The organism is Streptomyces sp. H39-C1 (assembly GCF_027158125.1).
Lineage (GTDB): Bacteria > Actinomycetota > Actinomycetes > Streptomycetales > Streptomycetaceae > Actinacidiphila > Actinacidiphila fildesensis.
Genome location: NZ_JAPVLS010000006.1, coordinates 31,235 through 53,548, shown reverse-complemented (window position 1 = coordinate 53,548; position 22,314 = coordinate 31,235). Strand labels below are relative to the sequence as shown.

Here is a 22,314-nt window from a genome sequence, read left to right as displayed (position 1 = left end):
AGCTCTGTGCGTCCCCCAAATAAGTGAAGAGGCCCGGAGTCTGTTGACTCCGAGCCTCTTCTGCAGTAGCGGGGACAGGATTTGAACCTGCGACCTCTGGGTTATGAGCCCAGCGAGCTACCGAGCTGCTCCACCCCGCGCCGTTGTGTCCCAACCGTACCACGGCGCGCGGTGTGTCTGATCAGCCCTTCTTTGCCGTCTTCTGCTCCGCTTCCGCCGCCCTCTGGAGTGCGGCGGCCAGATCCTTCTGCGTCTGGCCGTACTTGGCCCAGTCGCCGGCCTTCAGCGCCGCCTGGCCCGCGTCGAACGCCTTCTGCGCGTCCGCGAGCGCCGCGGCGACCGTCGGATCGGGTGTCGGTTTCGTGGGCTGCCCGGTACTCGGTGGTGGCTGGGTGGTCCCTTCGCTGCTGAACACCTCGTTCAGCGCCGCCTCAAGGGTGTCCTGGAAGCCGATCTGATTCCCGTAGGTCACCAGAACCTTCCTGAGGAGCGGGTAGTTGGTGCCCGCGCCCCTGACGTAGACCGGCTCCACGTACAGCAGGCCGCCGTTCAGCGGCACCGTGAGCAGGTTGCCGTACTCGACCGTCGAATCGCCCCCGCGTTTGAGCAGGTTGATCTGTGGCGCGACCTTGTTGTCGGAGTTGAGCTTGCTCTGCACCTGTTTCGGCCCGTCCACCGTGGTGTTCGGTGGCAGCTGGAGCAGTCTGATCGCGCCGTAGTCCTTGCTCGTCGCATCGGCGTCGACCGCCATGAACGCGCTGAGGTTGTCGCGCCCGTTGGGCGTGAACGTGGTCGTCAGCGAGAACGCCTGCGAGTTCTGGTCCGGCATCTTCAGGCTCAGGTAGTACGGCGGAACCGCCTTGCCGGTCTTCGCCGCCGGGTCGTCCGGGACCTGCCACACCTCGCTGCCGCTGTAGAACGTCGACGCGAGGGTCACGTGGTAGCGGGTCAGCAGCTGCCGCTGCACCTTGAACAGGTCCTGCGGGTACCGCAGGTGCGCCATCAGGTCAGGACTGATCTCGCTCTTGTCCTTGACCGTGCCGGGGAAGGCCTTCATCCAGGTCTTCAGCACCGGGTCCTTGGCGTCCCACTGGTACAGGGTGACCGTGCCGTCGTACGCGTCCACGGTCGCCTTGACCGAGTTGCGGATGTAGTTGACCTGGTTCTGCTGCGCGAGCACCGTGCGCTGGCCGTCGGTCAGCGAGTCGGCCGTGGTGTCACCCAGCGTGGTGCGGGAGGCGTACGGATAGCCGTTGGTGGTCGTGTAGGCGTCCACGATCCACTTCACATGGCCGTCGACGACCGACGGGTACGGGTCGCCGTCGATGGTGAGCCACGGCGCGACGGCCTCGACCCGCTCCTTGGGCGTCCGGTTGTAGAGCACCTTGGAGCCCTTGCCGATCGCCCCCGAGTACAGGATCTGCGGCTCACCGAAGCTCACCGCGTACGCGGCCCGCGTGATCGGGTTGTCGAGCCCGACGCCGCTCTTGCCGGTGTAGGTGTAGGCCTTCTCACCGCTGTTGTCGGTGTAGTCGATCTCCTTCGTCGGGCCGCCGACGATCGAGTACTGCTTGGTCTGCTCGCCGTAGTAGATCCGCTGCTGGTACTCGGGGAGGTTGCCGGTGGCCGGCAGGTCCTTCTCGGTGAAGTCCGGCGAGCCGTCCGGCAGCGCGTTCGTCCCCTTGGCCGCGACCATTCCGTACCCGTGGGTGTACTTGAAGTGGTCGTTGATCCAGTTGTTCTCGGGGATGCCGTTGACGTTCAGCTCGCGCAGGCCGACGACCGTGTCCTGCTCCTTCTTGTCGGTCGTGTACCGGTCGACGTCGAGCGTGGACGGGAAGGCGTAGTAGCCGCGGGTCTGCTGCAGCTGCTGGAAGGTCGGCGAGACCACGTTCGGGTCCAGCAGACGCACACTCGCCGTGGTGTTGGCGTCGGCCCGCAGGATGTCCTTGTTCGGCGTGGTGGGGGTCCCCGGATACGGGCTGACCTTGCTCCCGCCGATCCCGTAGGCCTCGCGGGTCGCGTCGATGTTCTTCTGGATGTACGGCGCTTCCTTGGCGGCCTCGTTCGGCTGCACCTGGAACTTCTGCACGATCGCCGGGTAGAGCCCGCCGATCAGGATCGCGGAGAGCACCATCAGACCGAAACCGATCATCGGCAGCGACCAGGTGCGCCGCCACAGCGTCGCGAAGAACAGCAGCGCGCAGATGATCGCGATGGCGAAGAGGATGTTCTTCGCCGGCAGATACGCGTTCGCGTCCACATAGCGCAGACCGGTCCAGCTGGTGGTGGCCTTGAAGTCGCTCGACTTCACCGCGAGCCCGTACCGGTCCAGCCAGTACGCGACGGCCTTGAGCGACACGAAGATGCCCAGCAGCACCGACAGGTGGCCGGTGGCCGCTGCCGTGGCCCGCCCGCCGGGCGAGGTGATCCGCAGACCGCCGTACAGGTAGTGCACCAGCGCGGCCGCCACCAGGCCGAGCACCACGGCCGCGAAGCCGAAGCTCAGCAGGAAGCGGTACCAGGGCAGGTCGAAGGCGTAGAACGCCACGTCCTTGTGGAACTGCGGATCCTTCGTGCCGAACTGCGTGGCGTTCGTGTACAGCAGCCACGTGCGCCACTGGCCGGACGCCGAGCCGCCCGCGATGAGGCCGACCATGGCGCAGACCGCGAGCAGCACCCACTTCTTGTAGGGCGCGATACCCATCCGGTATCGGTCCAGGCTCTGCTGCTCCAGCGACATCGCGCTGAGCGGCGGCCGGAGCCGGTGGGCCAGATAGATGTTGACGCCGACGGCCGCGGCCATCAGCAGGCCGAAGGTGAAGAACAGGCCGATCTTCGTCCACAGGGTGGTGGTGAAGACCGACGAATAATGGACCGAGCGGTACCAGAGCCAGTCCGTCCAGAAGCCCGCGAACATGACGAACGCGATGGCGAGCACGATCAGCGCGCCAAGCGTCATCAGTAGCGTCCGCGTACGCCGGGACGGACGGCCGAGTCTGATCCGCGGCCCCGTCGGACCTCCGCCGCGATCCGGCATCTGGAATACCAAGGTGCGCACCTCGAAAGTTCGGTGTCTACGGGCGTCCCGGGTCGGACCCCCACTGGTGCAACTTACTCACGCTTTACTCGGTTCCCGATTTTGGCCTGGGAACAGGCAGGATATTGACCATGTCCAACATTGCGACCGATGGAGCACCTCTCGCGGCGAGCCCGCTGACCCGTGCCGTACTGGAGATCGACGAATATGCGTCCGGTCTCGGCTGGGACCGGCCCGCGCGGCTGTTCGCCCTGGTCGACACCGCACGCCTGCGTACACAGGAACCGGGCCTGGCCGATCAGCTGGGGCTCGCGGAGAAGAACGCCGGGGCGCTGACCCCGGTCGAGCAGGACGAGCTGCCCGAAGGCAAGGCGCTGGACGAGTTCCTCGCCACCATCGCCTGGCCGGACGTCATCGCCGGCTGCGCCATGACGGTGGAGCGGCTGATGCTGCCGCCGTCCGCGGAGGCGGCGATCCCCGAGGGGCTGAACGACGCCAAGCTGGCGAAGTGGGTCGCCGAGCACCCGGAGCGCCAGGAGGTGCGGATGACGGTGGCCGTGCTGCGCAACGGTGCCCGCGAGTCCGCCATCAGGCTCCGGTCCAAGGACACCGCCACCGAGGTCCTGACCGGCTCCGACCTGGTACCGGGCCTGGCCGAGGCACTGGCCGCCACCTTCGAGAGCTGAGAACGGGCGCGCAGCCGGGCAGGTCCGTGACGGGCCCGCCCGGCCAGGACCTGTCCGGCCGGTCACGAAGGCCGGGCAGGCCCCAGCGGGTCAGTTCTTCGAGCAGCTCGGCAGGGCGTCCGTCTTGTCGGCCTTGATGTTCTCCAGGGCCGACATGGCGTCGTCGATCGTGCTCACCTTGACGAGGGTGAGGCCGGAGGGGATGTCCTTGGCGGCCTCGGCACAGTTGTCGGCCGGGGTCAGGAAGTACTGCGCGCCCTGCCCGCGGGCCCCGATCGTCTTGAGGCCGATACCGCCGATCGGGCCCACCTTGCCGTTGTCGTCGATCGTGCCGGTGCCGGCCACGAACTTCCCGCCGGTCATGTCGCCCGGGGTGAGCTTGTCGACGATGCCGAGGGCGAACATCAGGCCCGCGCTCGGGCCGCCGACATCGGCGAGCTTGATGTCGATCGTGAACGGGAAGAGGTGCTCGACACCGGCCTGGATACCGACGACCGCCCGCGCCTTGCCGTCGTCGGCCGACTTCCGGGTGGTGACCACGACCTCCTTGGTCGCGCCGTCCTTCTTCTTGGCCGCTTCCTCCGGGATGACGGTGAAGACGACGTTCTCGCCCGGCTGGTGCTTGGTGACGAGCTTGGCGACATCGCCCGGCTCCTTCACCTCGGTGCCGTCCACGGCCTTGATCACGTCGCCGGCGTGCAGCTTGCCCTCGGAGGCGCTGTCCTTGACGACCGCGCCCACGATGACGCGGGAGGAGACCGCGATGTTCAGCTTCTTGAGCGCCGAGACCTTGGCACTGTCCTGGGACTGGGTGAACTCCTCGGCGTTCTGCTGATCGGCCTGCTCGGCGGTCTGGCCCTGCGGGTAGAGGGTGTCGTGCTCGACGACCTTCTCGTCATGGCCGATCCAGCCGACCACGGCCTCCACCAGGTTCATCCGGTAGTCGGCGCCGGTCACCCTGACGGTGGTCATGTTGAGATGACCGGTCGTCGGATAGGTCTGGTGCCCGGAAATCTGCAGAACCGGTTCACCCCCGTGGTCGCCGAGGGTGTTGACGGTCGGCCCGGGAGACATCTCGGCGTACGGCGCCGGCGTCAGCAGGGCGACGCACAGCAGCGCTATCAGCGTCAGGGTCGAGGCGATCAGCGTCGCGGTGCGGCGTGGCATGCCACGAATGTACGGGACCGGTCCGACAAACGGCCCGCTGGGCCGGTCCGTAGCGGCGGGGGCGTCCGCGGCCCGGTTAACCGGAATGCGACTTCTGCATCGCCTCGCGGAAGCGCTCGTAGTCCGCCAGCGAGGAGCCGTCCCCGGTTGCCCGGGTGCGCGCGGCCCAGCTGCCCCAGACGGTGGCAACGAGCACGGCGACAAGCGGAATGAGCAACCAAGCGAGCGCTGCCATGAAGGACTCCCGACCCCGCGTACGCCAATTATGGACCTATGAGCAGATTAGCTACCCAGTAGGACAACGGTCGGGGCGGGTGGGGAGTTACGCAACCGGAGAGGCTGCCGGTACGGCGCTACGCGCCCACCCACTCTTCTTGGCCGTCGGCGAAGGTCTGGTGCTTCCAGATCGGCACTTCGGCCTTGAGCTCGTCGATCAGCCGCCGGCAGGCCTCGAACGCCTCGCCGCGGTGCGGACACGAGACTGCCACGACGACCGCCAAATCGCCCACTTGGAGGTCACCCACACGGTGTACCGCGGCGAGCGCCCGGACCGGGAACTCCGCCGCGATCTTCTCCGCGATCCGCCGCATCTCCGCTTCCGCGGTGGGGTGCGACGAGTAGCCGAGACCCGTCACCTCGGCGCCGGAACCGCCGTCGTGGTCCCGTACGGTCCCGACGAACAGCGCCGTACCCCCCGCGGCCTCGTGCCCGACGGCCGCGAAGACCTCGTCCACGGACAGGGGCGTGTCGCGGATCTCCAGGAGCCGGATCGGGTTCTGCGCGTCAGCGTGCGTCGGTGCCATGCGGCACATGCTGCCTCATCCGCCCGCGATGCGGAAGTTCGATTCCGGTGGTTGGTCCGCCGGGGGTGGCGGCGCTTCCCGGAGCCGTAGCGGGAGCCCTACCGGAGCCGTGTACGACCTAGATTCCGCGCCGCTTGCGGGCCCGGCGCACCAGCGCGGCCGTGCCCACCAGGGCGACCGTCGCGCCTGCCGCGCCCAGGGTGGTGGCGTCCTTGCGGCCCAGCCGGCGGCCCGCGACGGAGTTCCGGCCCGCGACCTCCTCCAGGAGCTGGGCCAGCACCTCCTCGTTGGTCCACTGGGGGCGCCAGCCCGCCTCGTGCAGCCGGCTGCCGCTGACCACCCACGGGTGCATCGTGTACGCCAGGTCGCCGGCCGGGGACGGGGTGAGGCCGAGGCGGTGCAGGCGGGAGGCGGCACCGAAGGCGATGGCCGGCGGCAACTCCATCCGGCGGATGCCCGACAGCTCCTCGACCTCCTCCTGCTCCAGCCAGCCGTCACAGCCGACGGCCATCTCCCCGTCGACCTTCTCCAGCACCGCGTACTCCAGTGCCGACACCAGGTCCTCGACGTGGCAGAACTGCCAGCAGGGCCGGCTGCCCGCCACCACCAGGAGCCGGGGCGACTCGAAATACCTGGTCAGCGCGGTGTCCGTGCCACCGACCAGCACGGCGGGGCGCAGGATCGTGACGTTCAGCCCAGGGTGGGCACGCGGCGCGCGGCGGCCCAGCCGTTCGATCTCCAGCAGGTCGTCGACGAAGCTGGCCTCGGCGGTGGCGCGCAGCGGGGCGTCCTCCGCGAGCGGCACGTCGTTGTCGGCCTGGGCGCCGTAGACCATCGCCGAGGTGCACAGCACCGCACGGCGCACCCCGGCGGCGGCCGCCGCGGTGAGCACCGTCTGGGTGCCCCGCACGTTGAAGGCGGTACGCGCCTTGGGGTCGGACTCCAGATCGAGGTCGAGACCGAGATGGACGACGACGTCGACGCCGCGCAGTTTCTCGGCGATGGCGGGGTCGCGTACGTCGAGCACCCGCCAGGTCGCTCCGGGCACGTCCCCGCGGCGTTCGTCGATCGCGACGACCTTCTTGACCTCGTCGGACTCGACGAGACGCAGCGCGAGCAGACGGCCGAGGCCGGACGCCGCACCGGTGATCGCCACCACAGGGCCCGCGGGGGCCTTGGACGGGCTCCGCTCTGGGCGAACGTGTGCTTCTGGGGAACTCACCGGGTGTCTCCCACGGTTGTTTCTGGTACGAGGTGCGCACTTGGTACGCAGCCATCCTGCCTGACTGGTGTCTAGGCTGGAGGTACAGCCCACAAGACACAGCCCCAACACATAGAGCCGAGGAAACCCGTGAGCGACCACCCATTCGGATTCGGCGTCCCTCCCGAGGAGCCCGAGGACGGGGACGAGGGCAAGAACCAGCGCGGCGACCGGCCGGGGCAGGGGCCTGCCGACAATCCCTTCGGTTTCGGTGGCGTGAACCCGTTCGGTGGCGCCGGCGGGGACAACCCGTTCGCCGCGATGTTCGGCTCCCTGAACCCCAACGATCTCGGTGCCGCCTTCCAGCAGCTCGGCCAGATGCTCTCGTACGAGGGCGGCCCGGTGAACTGGGACATGGCCAAGGACATCGCACGCCAGACCGTCGCGCAGGGCACCGCGGACGGCGTCAAGGACGCGAGCGTCGGCCCGGCCGAGCGCTCCTGGGTCTCCGAGGCCATCCGGCTGGCCGACCTGTGGCTGGACGGGGCGACGTCGCTGCCCTCCGGCTCGGGCAGCGCTGTGGCGTGGAGCCGCGCCGAATGGGTCGAGGCGACCCTGCCGGCGTGGAAGGAACTGGTGGACCCGGTCGCGGAGCGGGTCGGCGCCGCCATGGGCGATGTGCTCCCCGAGGAGATGCAGGCCATGTCCGGGCCGCTGCTCGGCATGATGCGCTCCATGGGCGGAGCGATGTTCGGCAGCCAGATCGGCCAGGCGCTGGGCACCCTGGCGGGCGAGGTGGTCGGCTCCACCGACGTCAGCCTCCCGCTCGGCCCGGCCGGCAAGGCCGCGCTGCTCCCCGCGAACATCGCGGCCTTCGGTGAGGGCCTCGGCGTCCCGCAGGAGGAGGTGCGGCTGTACCTGGCGCTGCGCGAGGCCGCCCATCAGCGGCTCTTCGCCCATGTGCCGTGGCTGCGGGCGCATCTGTTCGGCGCCGTCGAGGGTTACGCACGGGGCATCAAGGTCGACACGGCGAAGCTGGAGGACGCGGTCGGCCAGCTCGACCCGTCGAACCCCGAGGCCATGCAGGAAGCGCTGGCGCAGGGCATGTTCCAGCCCGAGGACACCCCCGAGCAGAAGGCCGCCCTGGCCCGGCTGGAAACGGCGCTCGCGCTCGTCGAGGGCTGGGTGGACGCGGTCGTGCACGCGGCCGCCGCGCCGCATCTGCCGTCCGCCGCCGCGCTGCGCGAGACGCTGCGCCGCCGCCGGGCGACCGGTGGCCCCGCCGAGCAGACGTTCGCGACGCTCATCGGTCTGGAGCTGCGCCCGCGCCGGCTGCGGGACGCCTCCCGGCTGTGGGCCTCGCTGACCGACGCCCGCGGTGTCGACGGCCGCGACGGCCTGTGGGAGCACCCGGACATGCTGCCCACCGCGGAGGACCTGGACGACCCGGACGGCTTCGTGCACCGCGAGTCCGCCGACTTCTCCGAGCTCGACAAGATGCTCGGCGAGGCCGCCGAGAAGCGGCTGACCAAGGACGAGCCGAAGAAGTCGGACGACGGTCCCAGCGCTTCCGACGAGACCAAGGACGACGAGGGCAAGTGAGTCTGCACGCGGACGCGGTGCGCGTCCTGAAGGACTGGGACGCGCCGGACGCCGGTCAGGAACAGCTGCGGCTGGAGTACCTCGACCATCTCGACAGCAGTCCCGACGGCATGTGGAAGGCCTCGCAGCCGGGGCACATCACCGCCAGCGCGCTGGTGGTGGACCCGGTGACCGGGCGGGTGCTGCTGACGCTGCACAAGAAGCTGAAGATGTGGCTCCAGATGGGCGGCCACTGCGAGCCGGAGGACGCCACTCTGGCGGCCGCCGCGCTGCGTGAGGCCACCGAGGAGTCCGGCATTCCCGGGCTGACGCTGCTGCGTCCTGAGCCGGTGAACCTGGACCGGCACTCCACGCCCTGCGCCTGGCATCTGGATGTGCAGTACGCGGCGGTCGCGCCGGCCGGCGCGGTCGAGGCGATCAGCGAGGAGTCGCTGGACCTGCGCTGGTACGGCTACGACGAGGTCGGCTCGGTCGCCGACGGTTCGGTGGAGACACTGCTGGCCCGTACCCGCGCGCTGCTCTGAGGCGGCGCGCGGGCACGGCCCGTACGTACGGCAGGATCAGCGGTTGTTGGTCCAGATGTTGCCCAGGTTCTGGGCGTGGGCGCCCGCCTGGCCCACCCCGAACTGGGCCCGCAGGCCCTGGCCGATCTCCGCGTTCTGCGGCGGCATCAGCTCGCTGGGCTGCACCAGGACGTATCCCTGGCCCACGAAGTTGAGCTCCCAGCCCTCTCCGGTGTTGCCGCGCCGGCGGTAGACCGAGGAACTGCTGGTCTGCGCCTGCATCTGGACCCGCAGCGAGGAGGACCAGGCGACCACCGCGTCGGCGTCGCAGGAGACGTACTTGTCCGGGGTCACCGGCATCAGCAGCGGCTTGCCCGAGGTCATCAGCGCGACCTTGCCCTGGCCCGAGATGTTCAGGTTGTAGGCGCCGGTGCCGGACAGGCCGAACTGGCTGTCCACGGCGATCACGTCCCAGTGCAGCCCGGAGTCGAGGGCGAGCACATAGGCGCTGTCCACGGTGAGGCCGTCATGGTCGACGTCCACGACGTGGATGTGCTGGGCCAGGTTGGCGAGGTAGACCGTGCCCTGCCCGGAGCAGCGCATCAGGTCCAGGCCCTCGCCGGTGGCCATGCGCGCGCCGCCCTGGTTGCGTGACTGGTACTCGCCGTCGAATTCGATCATGCCCTGGTAGGCGACCATCGCGCCCTTGCGGGCGAGACAGTCACGGCCGGAGTTGCCCTCCAGCTTGACCCGCAACAGGTACGGATTCTGGAGTGCGTAGAGGTCGTTCGACTGGACCTCGGTGTTCGCGAAAAGCGGGCTCTGCATATCGGTCGCTCCCCCTCAGCCCCGTGCCCGGAGGCGGTCTGTGCTGTCCTCGCTGGGCTGTACCACCACGAAGCCCTGGCCGGAGAACGCGATCTGGAACGCCTCGCCGCTGCCCCGCCCGATCAGGGAGGACGCCTTGAAGCTGCGCTTGGCCTTCATCTTGAGCCCCGACGACCAGGCGACGAGTGCGTCCGGGTCGACGTAGGTCTCGTCGGCGCCGCTTCCGCAGTCGACGACGATCGGTGTGCCGCGGGAGGTGATGGCGACCCAGCCGGTGCCCTTCACCCCCACGTTGAACAGGCCCTGGCCGGCGAACTTGGCGAGCCCCTTGACCCGCTCGACGCCCCACTGGAGGTGCGCGTCGAAGGCGAGCAGGTTGGTGCCGTTGACCGACAGGGACTCGTTGTTGAGGTTGACGCACACCACGTCGGCGCCGTAGTCGGCCAGATAGAGCAGGCCGTCGCCGGTGCACTTCATCAACGGGGCGCCCTCACCGGTGAGCCACTGCGAGGCCATCTGCCGGACGGCCGGCGGATTGGGCTCGTACTGGACGAAGCCCTCGTACGCGACCATCGAGCCGGTACGGGCGAACAGGTCCTGGCCGGTCTGCATGGCGACCTTGAGCATCGCCGAGCCGTGGGTCTCCATCCGGGCCGACACCGGGGTCGGTGCGTAGCCCGCGATCATCTGCTGGTCCATTGCGGGTCACACCTCGTAGGGCTGGACGACGATGAAGTTGCCGGGAGCGCCGCGGAACTGGAGGTTCACGGTCTCTCCGCTGTGGCCGGGGTAGGCGTTCCTCCGCAGCCGGACCTGGCTGGAGATGATCACCTGGGAGGCCGCCGACCAGGCGACGATCGCATTGCAGTCCGCGTACGTGGTCGGGGTGACGGGCAGCACCACGGGGGTGCCATGGGTCTTGACGATGATCGTTCCGGTGCCCTGGAACTGCATCGTGAACAGCGCGCCGCCGGGGATGCCGTGGCCCTCGATCCTGCGCACCTCGTACTGCAGGCTCTCGTCGAAGGCGAGCACGTTCTCCGAGGAGACGCAGATGGCATCGCCCTGGAGTTCGATCGGGTGCAGGTGGGCGCCGTTCTCCGCGAAGAAGACCTGGCCCTGGCCGGTGCAGCGCATCAGCTGCATCTCCTGGCCGGTGGCGCCGCCGACGATCCGGCCGGCGAACCCGGCACCCTTGTAGCTGTATTCGACCTTGCCCTGGTACAGAACCATGCTGCCCTGGCGGGCGAGCACCGGCTGGCCGCCGGCCTGCGAGAGGTCGGCCCGCATCATCTTGTTGTTCTGCTGCGTCCACCGCTGGCCGGTGGGCGTCTCACGGAACTTCTGCATGGCGCCGGAGATCCCGCCGGCCGGCTGGCCCGCCTGCGGCTGGCCGTACGGTGCCGGCTGGCCCGGTACCTGGCCGAACTGCGGCTGGCCCGGCGGCTGGCCGAACTGCGGCTGCCCGTACTGCGGCGGGCCGGGCGGCTGGCCGAACTGCTGGCCGGGCACCTGTCCGGGGGGCGGCTGCGGCGGCGGGACCTGGCCGAACTGCGGCTGGCCGGGCGCCTGCGGCGGAGTGACCAGCGGCGCGATCATGGTCTGCTGCTGGTGGATGGACGGGTTGCCCGGGGGCGGCGTGAACCCCTGCCCGGCGGCGGGAGCGCCGAACGAGGGGGCGGGCGCGGCACCGCCGGGCGGCGGTGCGAAGCCCGGGGCCCCGGCCTGCTGCGGAGGCGCGGCGGCCGGCGCCTCTTCGGCGACCTCGCCGCCGAAGTTGCGCAGCAGCGCGTCCAGTCCGCCGTCGAAGCCCTGGCCGACGGCGGCGAAGCGCCAGACGTCCTTGAGGTACACATCGGCGAGCATCACCGCGCGCTCGGTGCTGAACTCGGCGCCGGTGAAGGTGTAGCGCGCGACTTCCTCACCGCCGGCGACGATACGGATGTACCCGGGTCCGACCTGCGACATCTGGCCGTTGCCGTCGATGGTCGCGGTGAAGGAGAGCTTGCGGATCTTGGGGGGAATCCGGTCGAGCGTCACACGGAAGGACTCGCTGTCCCCCGCCTGCGCGCCGAGCTGCTGGATGGATTCCTCGGGCGACTTGGGCTGGTTGAAGAAGATGAAGTAACTGTCGTCGGACAGCTGCTCCTTCTCGTCGAGCCCGAAGCAGCTGATGTCGAACGACAGGCCGGGTCCGGCGATCTGCACACCGATGTACAGATCCGTCCCCGCCGTGAGATCACTGATCTTGGCCTTGTGGCCACGCTGGAATTCCCTGGCCATACGAACGACCGTCCCCCATCCCGTAAATGCATGTGCGTTGCGACAGGCTAGCCCCTGGCCCCGACAGCGGCTATTCCTCGCGGGCGGTGGGCAGCTCCGGCAGCCGGCCGGCCGCCACGACCCCCTCGAGATATCCGCGGGCCCGTTCGGTCCGCGGATACGACTCCAGCAGCTTCCAGAAGCTCGGGCCGTGGCCCGGTACCAGCAGATGCGCGAGTTCGTGCAGCAGAACGTAGTCGATGACGTACTCGGGCATGCCCTGCAGCCGGTGGGAGAGACGGATGCTGCCCTCGGAGGGGGTGCAGGACCCCCAGCGGGAGTTCTGGTTGGTGACCCAGCGGACGGTGTCCGGTTCCGCTCGGGCGTCCAGATACTGCTCGGAGAGCTGGGCGGCGCGGGTGAAGAGCTCGTCGTCGCCGAGCATCCGCTTGCTCTCCTGCGCCGCGAGTTTCTCGAGCATCACCGTCACCCAGCGTTGCTCCTCGGCGACCGACATCCGGGCCGGAATGAGGACGACGGTGCGGTCCCCCTCGCGGTAGGCCGAGACCGTCCGGCGCCTTCGGGCGCTGCGGCGCACTTCGACCTCACTCGTCCGGGAGGTGAGGGACTGCTGGCTGGAGAGGTCATGCGCGGGGTCGGCGGACACGCTCCGACGTTACCGGGTGGGGGTCCGCGAAGTCCCGTCCCCAGGCCGGTCGGCGAGGGAATCACCTCGCTTCGTGCGCATATTGAACGACTATCCCTCACAACCTGTGGATAACTTTTCGTCACCGTCGGCGTCCGCGTGCATTCTGTGACTGCCGCATTACAGCGATGCGGAAACTGGTGCGGATCTTGAATGGATTCGCGGTGATCCACCGGGGGTGGCCATGCGTCCCATGCTCAAAACCGCCATGCGGCGCAGTTGGCGCAACCGCGAGAGCGTGCAGTTCGGAATTGATCCGGCGCACGCGGTCGTCCTGGACTCGGTCGACGGCGCGGCGGCGGGATTCCTGGATCTGCTGGACGGCACCCGCGGGGCGGCCCTGCTGACCCGGGACGCCGAGGCGCTGGGGCTGGGAGCGCAGCAGGTCCGGCAGTTGCTGGGGCTGCTCGCCGAGGGCGGTGTGCTGGACGATGCGGCGGCGCATGCCCGGCTGTCCGAGGCGGTCCGGCACCGGACGGCGGCGATCGACCGGCTGCGGCCCGACCTTGCCGCGCTGTCCGTCGTGCACGCGGGTCCCGGCGGCGCGGCCGGCCGGATGCGGGACCGGCGGGCGGCGCGGGTGCGGGTCCGCGGCGCGGGCCGGGTCGGGGCGGCCGTCGCCGCGCTGCTGTCGGCGGCCGGCGTCGGCCGGGTGGAGGTGCTGGACGGCGGACGGGTCGAGCCGTGGGACGTGAGCCCGGGCGGCATCCCGGCCGAGCACATCGGTGACCGGCGGGACGCGGCCGCCCGCGGGGCGGTGCGCCGGGCCGCGCCCGATCCGCGCGCGGCGGCGCTCGGCCGCCGGGGACCCCGGGCCGGGCGCGGGCCCGGACAGGAGCCGGAGGATTCCCGGCTCTCGCTGGTCGTGGTGGCCCCGCGCGACGGGCTGGCGGCCTACGCTCCGGAGCCCCGGGAGGCGGAACGGCTGCTCGCGGCGGGCATCCCGCACCTCTATACGGGCGTCGTCGAAGGCATGGGAGTGGTCGGCCCGCTCGTCGTTCCGGGGCGTACCGGCTGCGCGGGCTGTCTGGCGCTGCGGCTCGCGGACGCGGATCCCGCGTGGCCGCGGATGCTCGCCCAGCTCCGATCGGGCCGGGCGCCCGCGGTTCCGGCCTGCGACATCGCCCTGGCGACGACGGTCGCGGGGCTCGCCGCCGCCCATGCGCTGGCCTTCCTCGACGGCGGAAGTCCGCCGAGTTCCGGGGCCCGGGTGGAGATCGCGCTGGCCCGGCTGTCCATGGAAGTACGACCGGTTCCGGGTGACATCAGATGCGGTTGTGGTGCGGGAAATGACCCGAGGGCGGTGCTGCCCGCCGCGCCGCGAGTGCGGAGAGGCACAATGGCCGGGTGACCGACGGGAATGAGGAGCGCATGTCTGATCTTCCTCGTAAGGCGGTGACTCGCACCGCGAAACTGGCCGCGCTCCCCTTGGGGTTCGCGGGCCGCGCCACACTCGGGCTGGGCAAGCGGCTGGGCGGTCGTCCTGCCGAGGTCGTCGCGAGCGAACTGCAGGAACGCACGGCCGAGCAGTTGTTCAAGGTGCTCGGAGAGCTCAAGGGCGGGGCCATGAAGTTCGGCCAGGCGCTGTCGGTGTTCGAGGCCGCGCTGCCCGAGGATGTGGCGGGTCCGTACCGGGCCGCGCTCACCAAACTGCAGGACTCCGCGCCGCCGATGCCCGCAAGCACCGTGCGCAAGGTGCTCACCGAGCGGCTGGGCGCGGACTGGCGGGAGCTGTTCACCGAATTCGACGAGACTCCGGCCGCGGCCGCCTCGATCGGCCAGGTGCACCGCGCGGTGTGGCACGACGGCCGGACGGTGGCGGTGAAGGTGCAGTACCCGGGCGCCGGGGCGGCCCTTCTCTCGGACCTGTCCCAACTGGGCCGGGTGGCCCGGCTGTTCGGCCCGCTGATCCCCGGGATGGACATCAAGCCGCTCATCGCCGAGCTGCGCGACCGGGTCTCGGAGGAGCTGGACTACGAGTTGGAGGCCCAGGCACAGCACGCCCACGCCGCGGAGTTCGCCGGCGACCCCGATGTCTCGGTGCCCGATGTGGTGCACCAGGCCGATCAGGTCCTGGTCACCGAGTGGATGGACGGCGTGCCCATGGCCGAGGTGATCGCCAAGGGCACCCAGGAGCAGCGGGACCGGGCCGGCCAGCTGCTGGCGCGCTTCCTGTTCGCGGGCCCGGCGCGTACCGGGCTGCTGCACGCCGACCCGCACCCGGGAAACTTCCGGCTGCTGGTGGACGACGGCCCCGCCGAGGGCTGGCGGCTGGGCGTGCTGGACTTCGGGACGGTGGACCGGCTGCCCGACGGGCTGCCGCTGCCGATCGGCACCGCGCTGCGGCTGGCGCTGGAGGGCGACGCCGAATCGGTGCACGCGATGCTCCGTCAGGAGGGCTTCGTCCGGCCGTCGATCAAGCTGCGCCCGGACGCGGTGCTGGACTATCTGCGGCCGATCATCGAGCCGGCCGGGTCCGAGGAGTTCACCTTCGTCCGCAGCTGGATGCGCGCCCAGGCGGCACGGATCGCCGATCCGCGCTCGCCCGCCCATCAGTTGGGCAAGCAGCTGAACCTGCCGCCGTCGTATCTGCTGATCCACCGCGTGACCTTGAGCACCATCGGCGTCCTGTGCCAGCTGGGCGCGACGGTGCGGCTGCGCGATGAACTGCTGGAGTGGCTGCCGGGCTTCGACGCCGATGGGGCGGCGGAGTCGGCGTAACCACGCGGCGGGCAGCTACCACCAGGAGGAGTCGAGACGACCTTCGATACTGCGGAGGTTCTCCCGGCCGCACCGGTCACAGAAATAGACGCGCCGGCTGTTCTCCACGGAGCAGGTCCAGGTGATCGGCAGACCCTCCTCGACGGCACCGCAGCGCGCGCACGTCGTTGTCTGGGCAGTCCCGACCCGGTTGTGCTGAGTCTTCTGGTCCACTTGGCGACGATACCTCTCCCAGTGCCCGTTAATACGCCGTAACGCACCGCGGGGCCGGTCCTTTCGGACCGGCCCCGCGGTGTTCGCTGTGGCACGGAGTGGTGTTGCTCAGCCGCTGGTGTGCGGCCGTTGGAGCGTGGTGGCCGCTGTTACTGCATGACGGCCATCGCCAGCGCACGGCGGGCGCGCAGCGAGACTCGTTCGGCCCGGCGCTGGAGTCGGCGGGCCGACACCACTCGAAGGGCCTGACGTTCGTGCTCGGCCTCGTAGAGGCGTTGTTGCATATGGGCACGTGCCAAGGCTTCTGGCATGAGTTGCATTTCGAGGTTCCTGTTCTGGCGGGCGCTGTACGCGCCGGAAGTGTGTCGGGAGGCTTCGGTGGCGTGCGCCACTTCTGTGGAGGGGTTCATGGGGACCTGCTTCTTCGGGTCGTGCGTCAGGGGTCGGTCGACTGTTCCTACGGCGCTGGTGTTCACACCGCTACTGCGTTCTTGCGCGGACGGCCACGGGGCCGCTTGCGGGCTACGACGACGCCCTGGATGAAGAGCTCTCCACCCCAGACGCCCCAAGGCTCACGGCGGTCCTTCGCACCGGCGAGGCAGGCCTCGCGGACGGGACAGGTCTGGCACAGCGACTTGGCGTACTCGACGTCGGCCGGGGACTCCGCGAAGAAGACCTCCGGGTCGTAGGTCCGGCAGGGGACGGGTACACCGAGGCGCTCGATTTCGTCATCGAGCTCGGTCAGGGGCAGCAACGGGACCTCCGAGTGGACCGCGGGCGGGGGGAGCTGGTCTGTGGGCGATACGGACGGGGCGTGCGGGGTGGCATGCACGGTCTTGGTGTTCCTCGTCTGTCTGGTCCGGCCGGTGGGCCGGTGGTTCGGCTGGAGAAAACAAAAGGGCCGCGGATCCCGGTCTGGGATTCCGCGGCCCTGGAAGGTGCCGGTCTGATCGTCGATCAGACTGGATCGCTCCAGGGTTCGAGCCCGCGGAAGGCCCACATCGAGAGGTGCTGCTGCTTCTGTCCATTTGTGCTGTGACCGGCACCGCCGGGCGTAAAGACATAGGCCGGGGCCTTCGTCTCCAGTACTGCCGGTGCCTTGGTCGCTCGCTCGCTGCGCTCGCGGATCGAGAGTTCCGCGATGGAAGCCAGGCGCAGAGCCGGGGCACCGGACATACCGGTGCCAGGCAGCGGGGAGCCGAGCGGGCAGGTGGCGACGACGACCGGACGATCGGTCATTTTCACGTTCTCGAAGTTGATGGTCACGGGTCTTCGCCTCCTCTCGGCGTCTCGTAGGGCCTGTGGTGCTTGGTCAGTACATCACGATCTCCCCGGCTCTTGGAAGAGCCGCAGTGACCGTGCTCCGGAAGGCTATGGGGACTTCCTCGCCGGGCGCAAACTATTTTTCTGGTTCTTCTGCAACAGCTTCGTCACCGGCTACGGGGCCGGCATCCCCGCCGGTGCACAGCGCCAGGACCTCGGCGCCGTACTTGTCCAGCTTTCGGCTGCCGACTCCGGCGATCGCGGAGAGCTCGGCCGGTCCTGCTGGCCGGACCTCGGCGATGGCCAGCAGCGTCTTGTCGGTGAAGACACAGTACGCGGGCTGGCCCAGCTCCCTGGCCTGCTCCATGCGCCAGTCGCGCAGCCGCTCGTACAGCCCCTCGTCCAGATCGGACGGGCAGTCCTCGCAGCGCATCAGCTTGATCTCGCCGGCCTCCGACAGGGTGCGGCCGCAGACCCGGCAGCGCACCGGGCCACGCTTGCGCTTGGCGGCGGCCACTCCGCGCTCGATGCCGCCCGTACCGGCCGCGAAGCGGTTTCCGGTGCCGCGAGTCGCGGAACCGGGCCGCAGGCCGTCCAGGAAGCGTGAGGGCTTGCGGGTGGCGCGTCCGCCGGGCGAGCGGGAGAGCGCCCAGGACAGGAACAGATGGAGCCGGGCCCGGGTGACGCCGACGTACAGCAGCCGGCGCTCCTCCTCGACCTGCTCGTCGGTCTTGGCGTACGTGATCGGCATCATGCCCTCGGTCAGCCCGACGAGGAACACCGCGTCCCACTCCAGGCCCTTGGCGGCGTGCAGCGAGGCGAGGGTGACGCCCTCGACCGTCGGGGCGTGCTGGGCGCTCGCCCGCTCGTCCAGCTCCGCGACAAGATCCGACAAGGTGGCCTCGGGGCGGGCCAGCGCGAAGTCGTCGGCGAGCCGGACCAACGCGGCCAGCGATTCCCAGCGGTCCCGGACCGCGCCCGATCCGGCGGGGGCCTCGGCCGTCCAGCCGCGGGAGCTGAGGACGGCCCTGACGTGCTCGGGCACTTCCGTACCGGCCATCCCCGGATCGGAACCTGCCCCGGCCCGGGCGGCGCCGCGCAGCAGCAGCCCGGCCTCGCGGACCTCGGGGCGGTCGAAGAACCGCTCCGCCCCGCGCAGCTGGTACGGCACCCCGGCGTCGGCGAGCGCCTGCTCGTAGACCTCGGACTGGGCGTTGATGCGGTACAGGATGGCGATCTCGCTGGGGCGCACCCCGCCGGCGATGAGCTCCTTGATCCGGCGGGCGGTGCCCTCGGCCTCGGTGGGCTCGTCCACGTACTCGGTGTAGCCGGGCTCGGGGCCCGGCTCGCGCTGCGAGACCAGTTCCAGCCGGTGCTGGGCCGCCTGGCCCCTGGCCTGGGAGAGCAGCCCGTTGGCCAGCTGCACCACCTGAGGGGTGGAGCGGTAGTCGCGGACGAGCTTCACGACGGTGGCTTCCGGGTGCCGGGAGCGGAAGCCGAGCAGGTAGTCAGGGGTGGCGCCGGTGAAGGAGTAGATGGTCTGGGAGGCGTCCCCGACCACGCAGATGGTGTCCCGGCCGCCGAGCCACAGGTCCAGCAGCCGCTGCTGGAGCGGGCTGACGTCCTGGTACTCGTCGACGACGAAGTGCTGGTACTGGGAGCGGATGGTGTCCGCGACGTCCGGGCGCTCCTGCAGGACGCCCACGGTGAGCAGCAGCACGTCCTCGAAGTCGATGACGCCGCGGTCCCGCTTGAGCTGCTCGTACGCCGTGTAGATCTTGGCGATCTCGGCCGGGTCCCGGGGGACCTCACGGCCGGACTTCGCGGCGGCCGCCGGGTAGTCCTCGGGAACGGTCTGGGTGACCTTGCACCATTCGATCTCGCCCGTCACGTCCCGCAGCTCGCTGCGGTCCAGCCGGATCCGGCAGCGGGCGCCGGCCTCGGCGACGAGCTGGACCTTGCGCTCGACGAGCCGCGGCATCTCACCGCCGATGGCGCGCGGCCAGAAGTACTGGAGCTGGCGCAGCGCGGCGGAGTGGAACGTACGCGCCTGGACGCCGCCCGCGCCGAGCTGGCGCAGCCGGCCACGCATCTCCCCCGCCGCGCGGGCGGTGAAGGTGACCGCGAGCACACTGCCGGGCTGCAGTATCCCCGCCCGCACCCCGTAGGCGATCCGGTGGGTGATCGCCCGGGTCTTGCCCGTGCCGGCGCCGGCCAGCACGCAGACCGGCCCGTGCAGGGCGGTGGCGACCTCGCGCTGTTCGGGGTCGAGCCCGTCGAGCACGGCGTCGGGGGAATCCGGTACTGCGGGGAAGAGCGAGGTGTGCGTTGGTGCGGTCACCCCGCCATGCTGCCAGGTCCGCGGAGGCGGTCGGGAAAGTTATCCACAGCCGAGGTGCGATTGTCGGACCGCGAGCGGTGGTGCAGGGGTGAGATCGGGGAGTCCAGGAATGCCCGGAGCAGGGTCAGCGTTCTCCCGATCGACGATTCCACCTGCTTGTGAGGAGCGGACACCCATGTCGGGCACTGTGACGATGTACAGCACCACCTGGTGCGGCTACTGCCGTCGGCTCAAGGGCCAGATGGACCGCGAGGGCATCGGCTACACGGAGATCAACATCGAGAACGACCCGGAGTCCGCGGCGTTCGTCGAGAAGGTCAACGGCGGCAACCAGCTGGTCCCCACCGTCCTCTTCCCGGACGGCTCGGCGCTCCCGAACCCGTCGCTGGCGCAGGTCAAGCAGAAGCTCGGCGTCTGATTCCCCAGCTCGACGCCTGATCCCACCCGCATCCGCCGGGGCGCGACCGCGCCCCGGCGGAGTGCTGTCCGGGGTGCTGCTAGCCGGCGGCCGGGAACGGGCTGCCGTACCAGAGCTCCATCAGGCGGGCGGCGATCGAGATGCCGCCCGGCGGCAGGATCTCCCCGGACTCGATGCCCTTGCGCAGGTCCTCGCGGGAGAACCAGCGGGCCTCGTGGATCTCCTCGCCGTCGACCTGGATGTCCGGTGAAGTGGCGCGGGCCATGAAGCCGAGCATCAGACTCGACGGGAACGGCCACGGCTGGCTCGCGACATATGTCACGTCGCCGACCGCCACCCCCGCCTCCTCCGCCGTCTCGCGGACCACGGCCTGCTCCAGTGACTCGCCCGGCTCCACGAAGCCCGCGAGCGTCGAGAAGCGCCCTTCCGGCCAGTGCGCCTGGCGGCCCAGCAGTGCACGGTCCTGGTCGTCCGTCACCAGCATGATCACGGCGGGGTCGGTGCGCGGGTAGTGCTCGGCACCGCACGCCTGGCAGCGCCGGATGTGGCCGGCGGCGGCGATGACGGTGCGCTCGCCGCAGCGGGAGCAGAAGCGGTGCATCCGCTGCCAGTTCTCCAGCGCGACGGCGTGCGCCATCAGGCCGGCCTCCAGCGGGGAGAGCAGCCCGGCCACCTCGCGCAGCCCGGCCGCCCGTGCCACGTCGTCCATCCGTCCCGGCAGCGCGTCCTTCTGCAGCGCGAAGTACCGCACGCCGTCCTCGCCGATGCCGAGGAAGTAGCGGTGGATCTCGGTCTCGGGCGCGTCGAAGGCCGGGACCATGACGAGTTCGGTGGTGCCGTCCTTCTCCTCGACCAGGACCTGGCCGCCGGAGACCACGAAGACCCGGGTCGTCGGATGGCTCCAGGCGGCGGCCAGCCAGGCCTCGTCGAGCCGGTGGTGGGCGGCGCGGTCCACGCCCGTCTGGGCGAGGGTCAGCGGCTGGGTTGACAGGTCGATCTCGGACAAGGCTGCTTCCAACTCCCCGTGCGTACCTGCGGTACGCGGTAGCGCGGCTGTCGTTGTCAGTGACTGGTGTCGGTGGGGCGCGCCGGTGGCGCCGGCGGTGTCACCCGGTGACGTCGGCGGAGGCCGGACGCCAGTTCTCGGCGAGGTCGCCCCACAGGTAGGCGGCGGTCTCCACACCCTTGAACAGCAGGTCGAGCTCGACCTTCTCGTTCACCGAGTGCCAGCCGTCGGACGGTACGGAGATGCCCAGGAACAGCACCGGCACACCCAGCACGTCCTGCAGATCCGCGGCCGGTCCTGAACCGCCCTCACGGGTGAAGAGGATCTCCTGCTGGAAGGCCCGGCCCATCGACCGGACGACCGACTGCAGTGCCGGGTGGTCCAGCGGGGTCAGGCAGGGGCGGGTGGTGCCCCAGAAGGTGACCTCGTGGCGGATGCCGTCCGGGAGCCGGGCGGCGACCCAGTCGGTGACGAGCTGCTGCACCGCGCCCGCGTCCTGTCCCGCGACCAGCCGGAAGGACAGCTTGAGGTGGGCGGAGGCCGGGACGATGGTCTTGCCGCCGGGGCCCTGGTAGCCGCCGTAGATGCCGTTGACCTCGGCGGTCGGCCGGGCCCAGATGCGCTCCAGGGTGGTGTGGTCCGCCTCGCCGAGCGCCCCGTGGGACTTGGCGGTGCTCAGCCAGCGCGACTCCTCGAACGGCAGCGCCGCGAAGAGCTCCCGCTCACGGGCGGTCAGCTCGACGGCACCGTCGTAGAACCCCGGGATCGCCACCCGCCGGTCGTCGTCGTGCAGCGCGGCGACCAGCCGGGCGGCCTCGGTGGCGGGGTTGGGCACCGCGCCGCCGAACGAACCCGAGTGGATGTCCTGGTCGGGCCCGTACAGATCGACCTGGCAGTCGGCCAGACCGCGCATGCCGGTGCAGACGGTCGGGGTGTCCTCCGACCACATCCCGGTGTCGGAGACGATCACCGCGTCGCAGGCCAGCCGGTCGGCGTGCTTCCGGATCAGGGTGAGGAAGTTCGGCGAACCGGACTCCTCCTCGCCCTCGATCAGCAGCTTGAGGTTCACGGCCGGCGCGGTCCTGCCGGTCGCGGCGAGGTGGGCGCGCAGGCCCAGCGTGTGGAAGAGGACCTGGCCCTTGTCGTCGGCCGCGCCCCGGGCGTAGATCCGGCCGTCGGCGGTGTGCGGCTCGAACGGGTCGGTGTCCCAGCCGTCCTCGCGGGCGGCGGGCTGCACGTCATGGTGGCCGTAGACCAGCACCGTCGGCGCCTGCGGATCGCCGGACGGCCACTCGGCGAAGACCGCCGGCAGCCCGTCGCTCTCCCAGACCTCGGCGGTCGGGAAGCCGGTCTCCGCCAGCTTCGCCGCCAGCCATCGCGCACTGCCCAGCACATCGTCCGCGCGGTCGGGGTCCGCGGAGACGGACGGGATCCGCAGCCACTCGACGAGGTCGGCGAGGAACGCGGAACGGTGGGCGTCGATGTAGGCGTGGACTGCGCTGTCCGGGGCGGTACTCATGACGTCGAGCCTAACCGGCGCGCCGGACCCCTCCG

Annotated in this window: 22 protein-coding genes and 1 tRNA gene; 6 read left to right on the top strand and 17 right to left on the bottom strand. The window is 70.3% G+C overall.

Annotated elements, in window-relative coordinates:
- Positions 1-66 precede the first annotated feature (66 nt).
- Both O3W51_RS05980 and O3W51_RS05975 read right to left on the bottom strand, forming a co-directional pair.
- Positions 67-140 (bottom strand) — tRNA-Met (locus O3W51_RS05980).
- 41 nt (positions 141-181) lie between these two features.
- Positions 182-3,040 carry a UPF0182 family membrane protein gene (locus tag O3W51_RS05975; protein ID WP_164299437.1) on the bottom strand — a complete coding sequence of 953 codons (2,859 nt, stop codon included), beginning with the start codon at positions 3,038-3,040 and terminating at the stop codon, positions 182-184.
- Positions 3,041-3,171: 131 nt separating this feature from the next.
- On the opposite strand from O3W51_RS05975, the gene O3W51_RS05970 reads away from it, so the two are divergent.
- The gene (locus tag O3W51_RS05970; RefSeq protein ID WP_203675294.1) at positions 3,172-3,726 is read left to right on the top strand and encodes a PPA1309 family protein; all 555 of its coding nucleotides are present in this window, start codon (positions 3,172-3,174) and stop codon (positions 3,724-3,726) included.
- A 90-nt stretch (positions 3,727-3,816) separates the two neighbouring features.
- On the opposite strand, the gene O3W51_RS05965 is transcribed toward O3W51_RS05970, so the two are convergent.
- From O3W51_RS05965 to O3W51_RS05950, 4 genes are all read right to left on the bottom strand, one after another.
- A complete protein-coding gene (locus O3W51_RS05965) occupies positions 3,817-4,893 on the bottom strand; it encodes a YlbL family protein (RefSeq protein WP_138350944.1) in 1,077 nt (358 codons plus the stop codon).
- A gap of 76 nt (positions 4,894-4,969) precedes the next feature.
- A complete protein-coding gene (locus tag O3W51_RS05960) occupies positions 4,970-5,128 on the bottom strand; it encodes a hypothetical protein (RefSeq protein WP_187145007.1) in 159 nt (52 codons plus the stop codon).
- 118 nt (positions 5,129-5,246) lie between these two features.
- A complete protein-coding gene (locus O3W51_RS05955; protein ID WP_138350945.1) occupies positions 5,247-5,705 on the bottom strand; it encodes a molybdenum cofactor biosynthesis protein MoaE in 459 nt (152 codons plus the stop codon).
- Between the two features lie 109 nt (positions 5,706-5,814).
- Positions 5,815-6,918, bottom strand: a complete 1,104-nt coding sequence (locus tag O3W51_RS05950; protein WP_138350946.1) for an NAD-dependent epimerase/dehydratase family protein — start codon at positions 6,916-6,918, stop codon at positions 5,815-5,817.
- 129 nt (positions 6,919-7,047) lie between these two features.
- On the opposite strand from O3W51_RS05950, the gene O3W51_RS05945 reads away from it, so the two are divergent.
- The gene (locus O3W51_RS05945; RefSeq protein ID WP_138350947.1) at positions 7,048-8,499 is read left to right on the top strand and encodes a zinc-dependent metalloprotease; all 1,452 of its coding nucleotides are present in this window, start codon (positions 7,048-7,050) and stop codon (positions 8,497-8,499) included.
- On the top strand, positions 8,496-9,023 hold the full coding sequence (locus tag O3W51_RS05940) for an NUDIX hydrolase (protein ID WP_138350948.1): 528 nt from the start codon (positions 8,496-8,498) through the stop codon (positions 9,021-9,023). Before O3W51_RS05945 ends, O3W51_RS05940 begins: the two co-directional genes overlap by 4 nt.
- A 36-nt stretch (positions 9,024-9,059) precedes the next feature.
- Here the strand turns inward: O3W51_RS05940 and O3W51_RS05935 are convergent, their stop codons facing one another.
- From O3W51_RS05935 to O3W51_RS05920, 4 genes are all read right to left on the bottom strand, one after another.
- The gene (locus O3W51_RS05935) at positions 9,060-9,830 is read right to left on the bottom strand and encodes an AIM24 family protein (protein WP_138350949.1); all 771 of its coding nucleotides are present in this window, start codon (positions 9,828-9,830) and stop codon (positions 9,060-9,062) included.
- Positions 9,831-9,845: 15 nt separating this feature from the next.
- Positions 9,846-10,529: an AIM24 family protein gene (locus O3W51_RS05930; RefSeq protein ID WP_138350950.1), complete on the bottom strand. Its 684-nt coding sequence runs from the start codon at positions 10,527-10,529 to the stop codon at positions 9,846-9,848.
- A 6-nt stretch (positions 10,530-10,535) separates the two neighbouring features.
- A complete protein-coding gene (locus tag O3W51_RS05925; RefSeq protein ID WP_198356996.1) occupies positions 10,536-12,113 on the bottom strand; it encodes a TerD family protein in 1,578 nt (525 codons plus the stop codon).
- 70 nt (positions 12,114-12,183) lie between these two features.
- Positions 12,184-12,759 (bottom strand): M48 metallopeptidase family protein, encoded by a 576-nt coding sequence (locus tag O3W51_RS05920; protein WP_138350952.1) that lies wholly within the window; start codon positions 12,757-12,759, stop codon positions 12,184-12,186.
- 223 nt (positions 12,760-12,982) lie between these two features.
- Between O3W51_RS05920 and O3W51_RS05915 the strand changes: the two genes are divergently transcribed.
- Positions 12,983-14,149: a TOMM precursor leader peptide-binding protein gene (locus O3W51_RS05915; protein WP_269284311.1), complete on the top strand. Its 1,167-nt coding sequence runs from the start codon at positions 12,983-12,985 to the stop codon at positions 14,147-14,149.
- Between the two features lie 20 nt (positions 14,150-14,169).
- Positions 14,170-15,519 (top strand): ABC1 kinase family protein, encoded by a 1,350-nt coding sequence (locus O3W51_RS05910; RefSeq protein ID WP_138350954.1) that lies wholly within the window; start codon positions 14,170-14,172, stop codon positions 15,517-15,519.
- 15 nt (positions 15,520-15,534) lie between these two features.
- Here the strand turns inward: O3W51_RS05910 and O3W51_RS05905 are convergent, their stop codons facing one another.
- From O3W51_RS05905 to O3W51_RS05885, 5 genes are all read right to left on the bottom strand, one after another.
- Positions 15,535-15,732: a hypothetical protein gene (locus tag O3W51_RS05905; protein WP_138350955.1), complete on the bottom strand. Its 198-nt coding sequence runs from the start codon at positions 15,730-15,732 to the stop codon at positions 15,535-15,537.
- Between the two features lie 149 nt (positions 15,733-15,881).
- Positions 15,882-16,142: a hypothetical protein gene (locus O3W51_RS05900; protein ID WP_232484649.1), complete on the bottom strand. Its 261-nt coding sequence runs from the start codon at positions 16,140-16,142 to the stop codon at positions 15,882-15,884.
- 62 nt (positions 16,143-16,204) lie between these two features.
- A complete protein-coding gene (locus O3W51_RS05895) occupies positions 16,205-16,564 on the bottom strand; it encodes a WhiB family transcriptional regulator (protein ID WP_138350957.1) in 360 nt (119 codons plus the stop codon).
- 125 nt (positions 16,565-16,689) lie between these two features.
- Positions 16,690-16,971, bottom strand: coding sequence for a hypothetical protein (locus O3W51_RS05890; RefSeq protein WP_164298489.1), 282 nt, complete (start codon positions 16,969-16,971; stop codon positions 16,690-16,692).
- A gap of 160 nt (positions 16,972-17,131) precedes the next feature.
- Positions 17,132-19,336 carry an ATP-dependent DNA helicase UvrD2 gene (locus O3W51_RS05885; RefSeq protein ID WP_138350958.1) on the bottom strand — a complete coding sequence of 735 codons (2,205 nt, stop codon included), beginning with the start codon at positions 19,334-19,336 and terminating at the stop codon, positions 17,132-17,134.
- Positions 19,337-19,511: 175 nt separating this feature from the next.
- Here O3W51_RS05885 and O3W51_RS05880 point away from each other — a divergent pair, with 175 nt between their 5' ends.
- Positions 19,512-19,754, top strand: coding sequence for a mycoredoxin (locus tag O3W51_RS05880; RefSeq protein ID WP_138350959.1), 243 nt, complete (start codon positions 19,512-19,514; stop codon positions 19,752-19,754).
- Between the two features lie 79 nt (positions 19,755-19,833).
- Here O3W51_RS05880 and nudC read toward each other — a convergent pair whose 3' ends face one another.
- Together nudC and O3W51_RS05870 are read right to left on the bottom strand one after the other, a co-directional pair.
- Positions 19,834-20,772 carry an NAD(+) diphosphatase gene (nudC, locus tag O3W51_RS05875; RefSeq protein WP_269284303.1) on the bottom strand — a complete coding sequence of 313 codons (939 nt, stop codon included), beginning with the start codon at positions 20,770-20,772 and terminating at the stop codon, positions 19,834-19,836.
- Between the two features lie 88 nt (positions 20,773-20,860).
- Positions 20,861-22,279, bottom strand: coding sequence for a M20/M25/M40 family metallo-hydrolase (locus tag O3W51_RS05870; protein ID WP_138350960.1), 1,419 nt, complete (start codon positions 22,277-22,279; stop codon positions 20,861-20,863).
- Between the last annotated feature and the right edge of the window lie 35 nt (positions 22,280-22,314).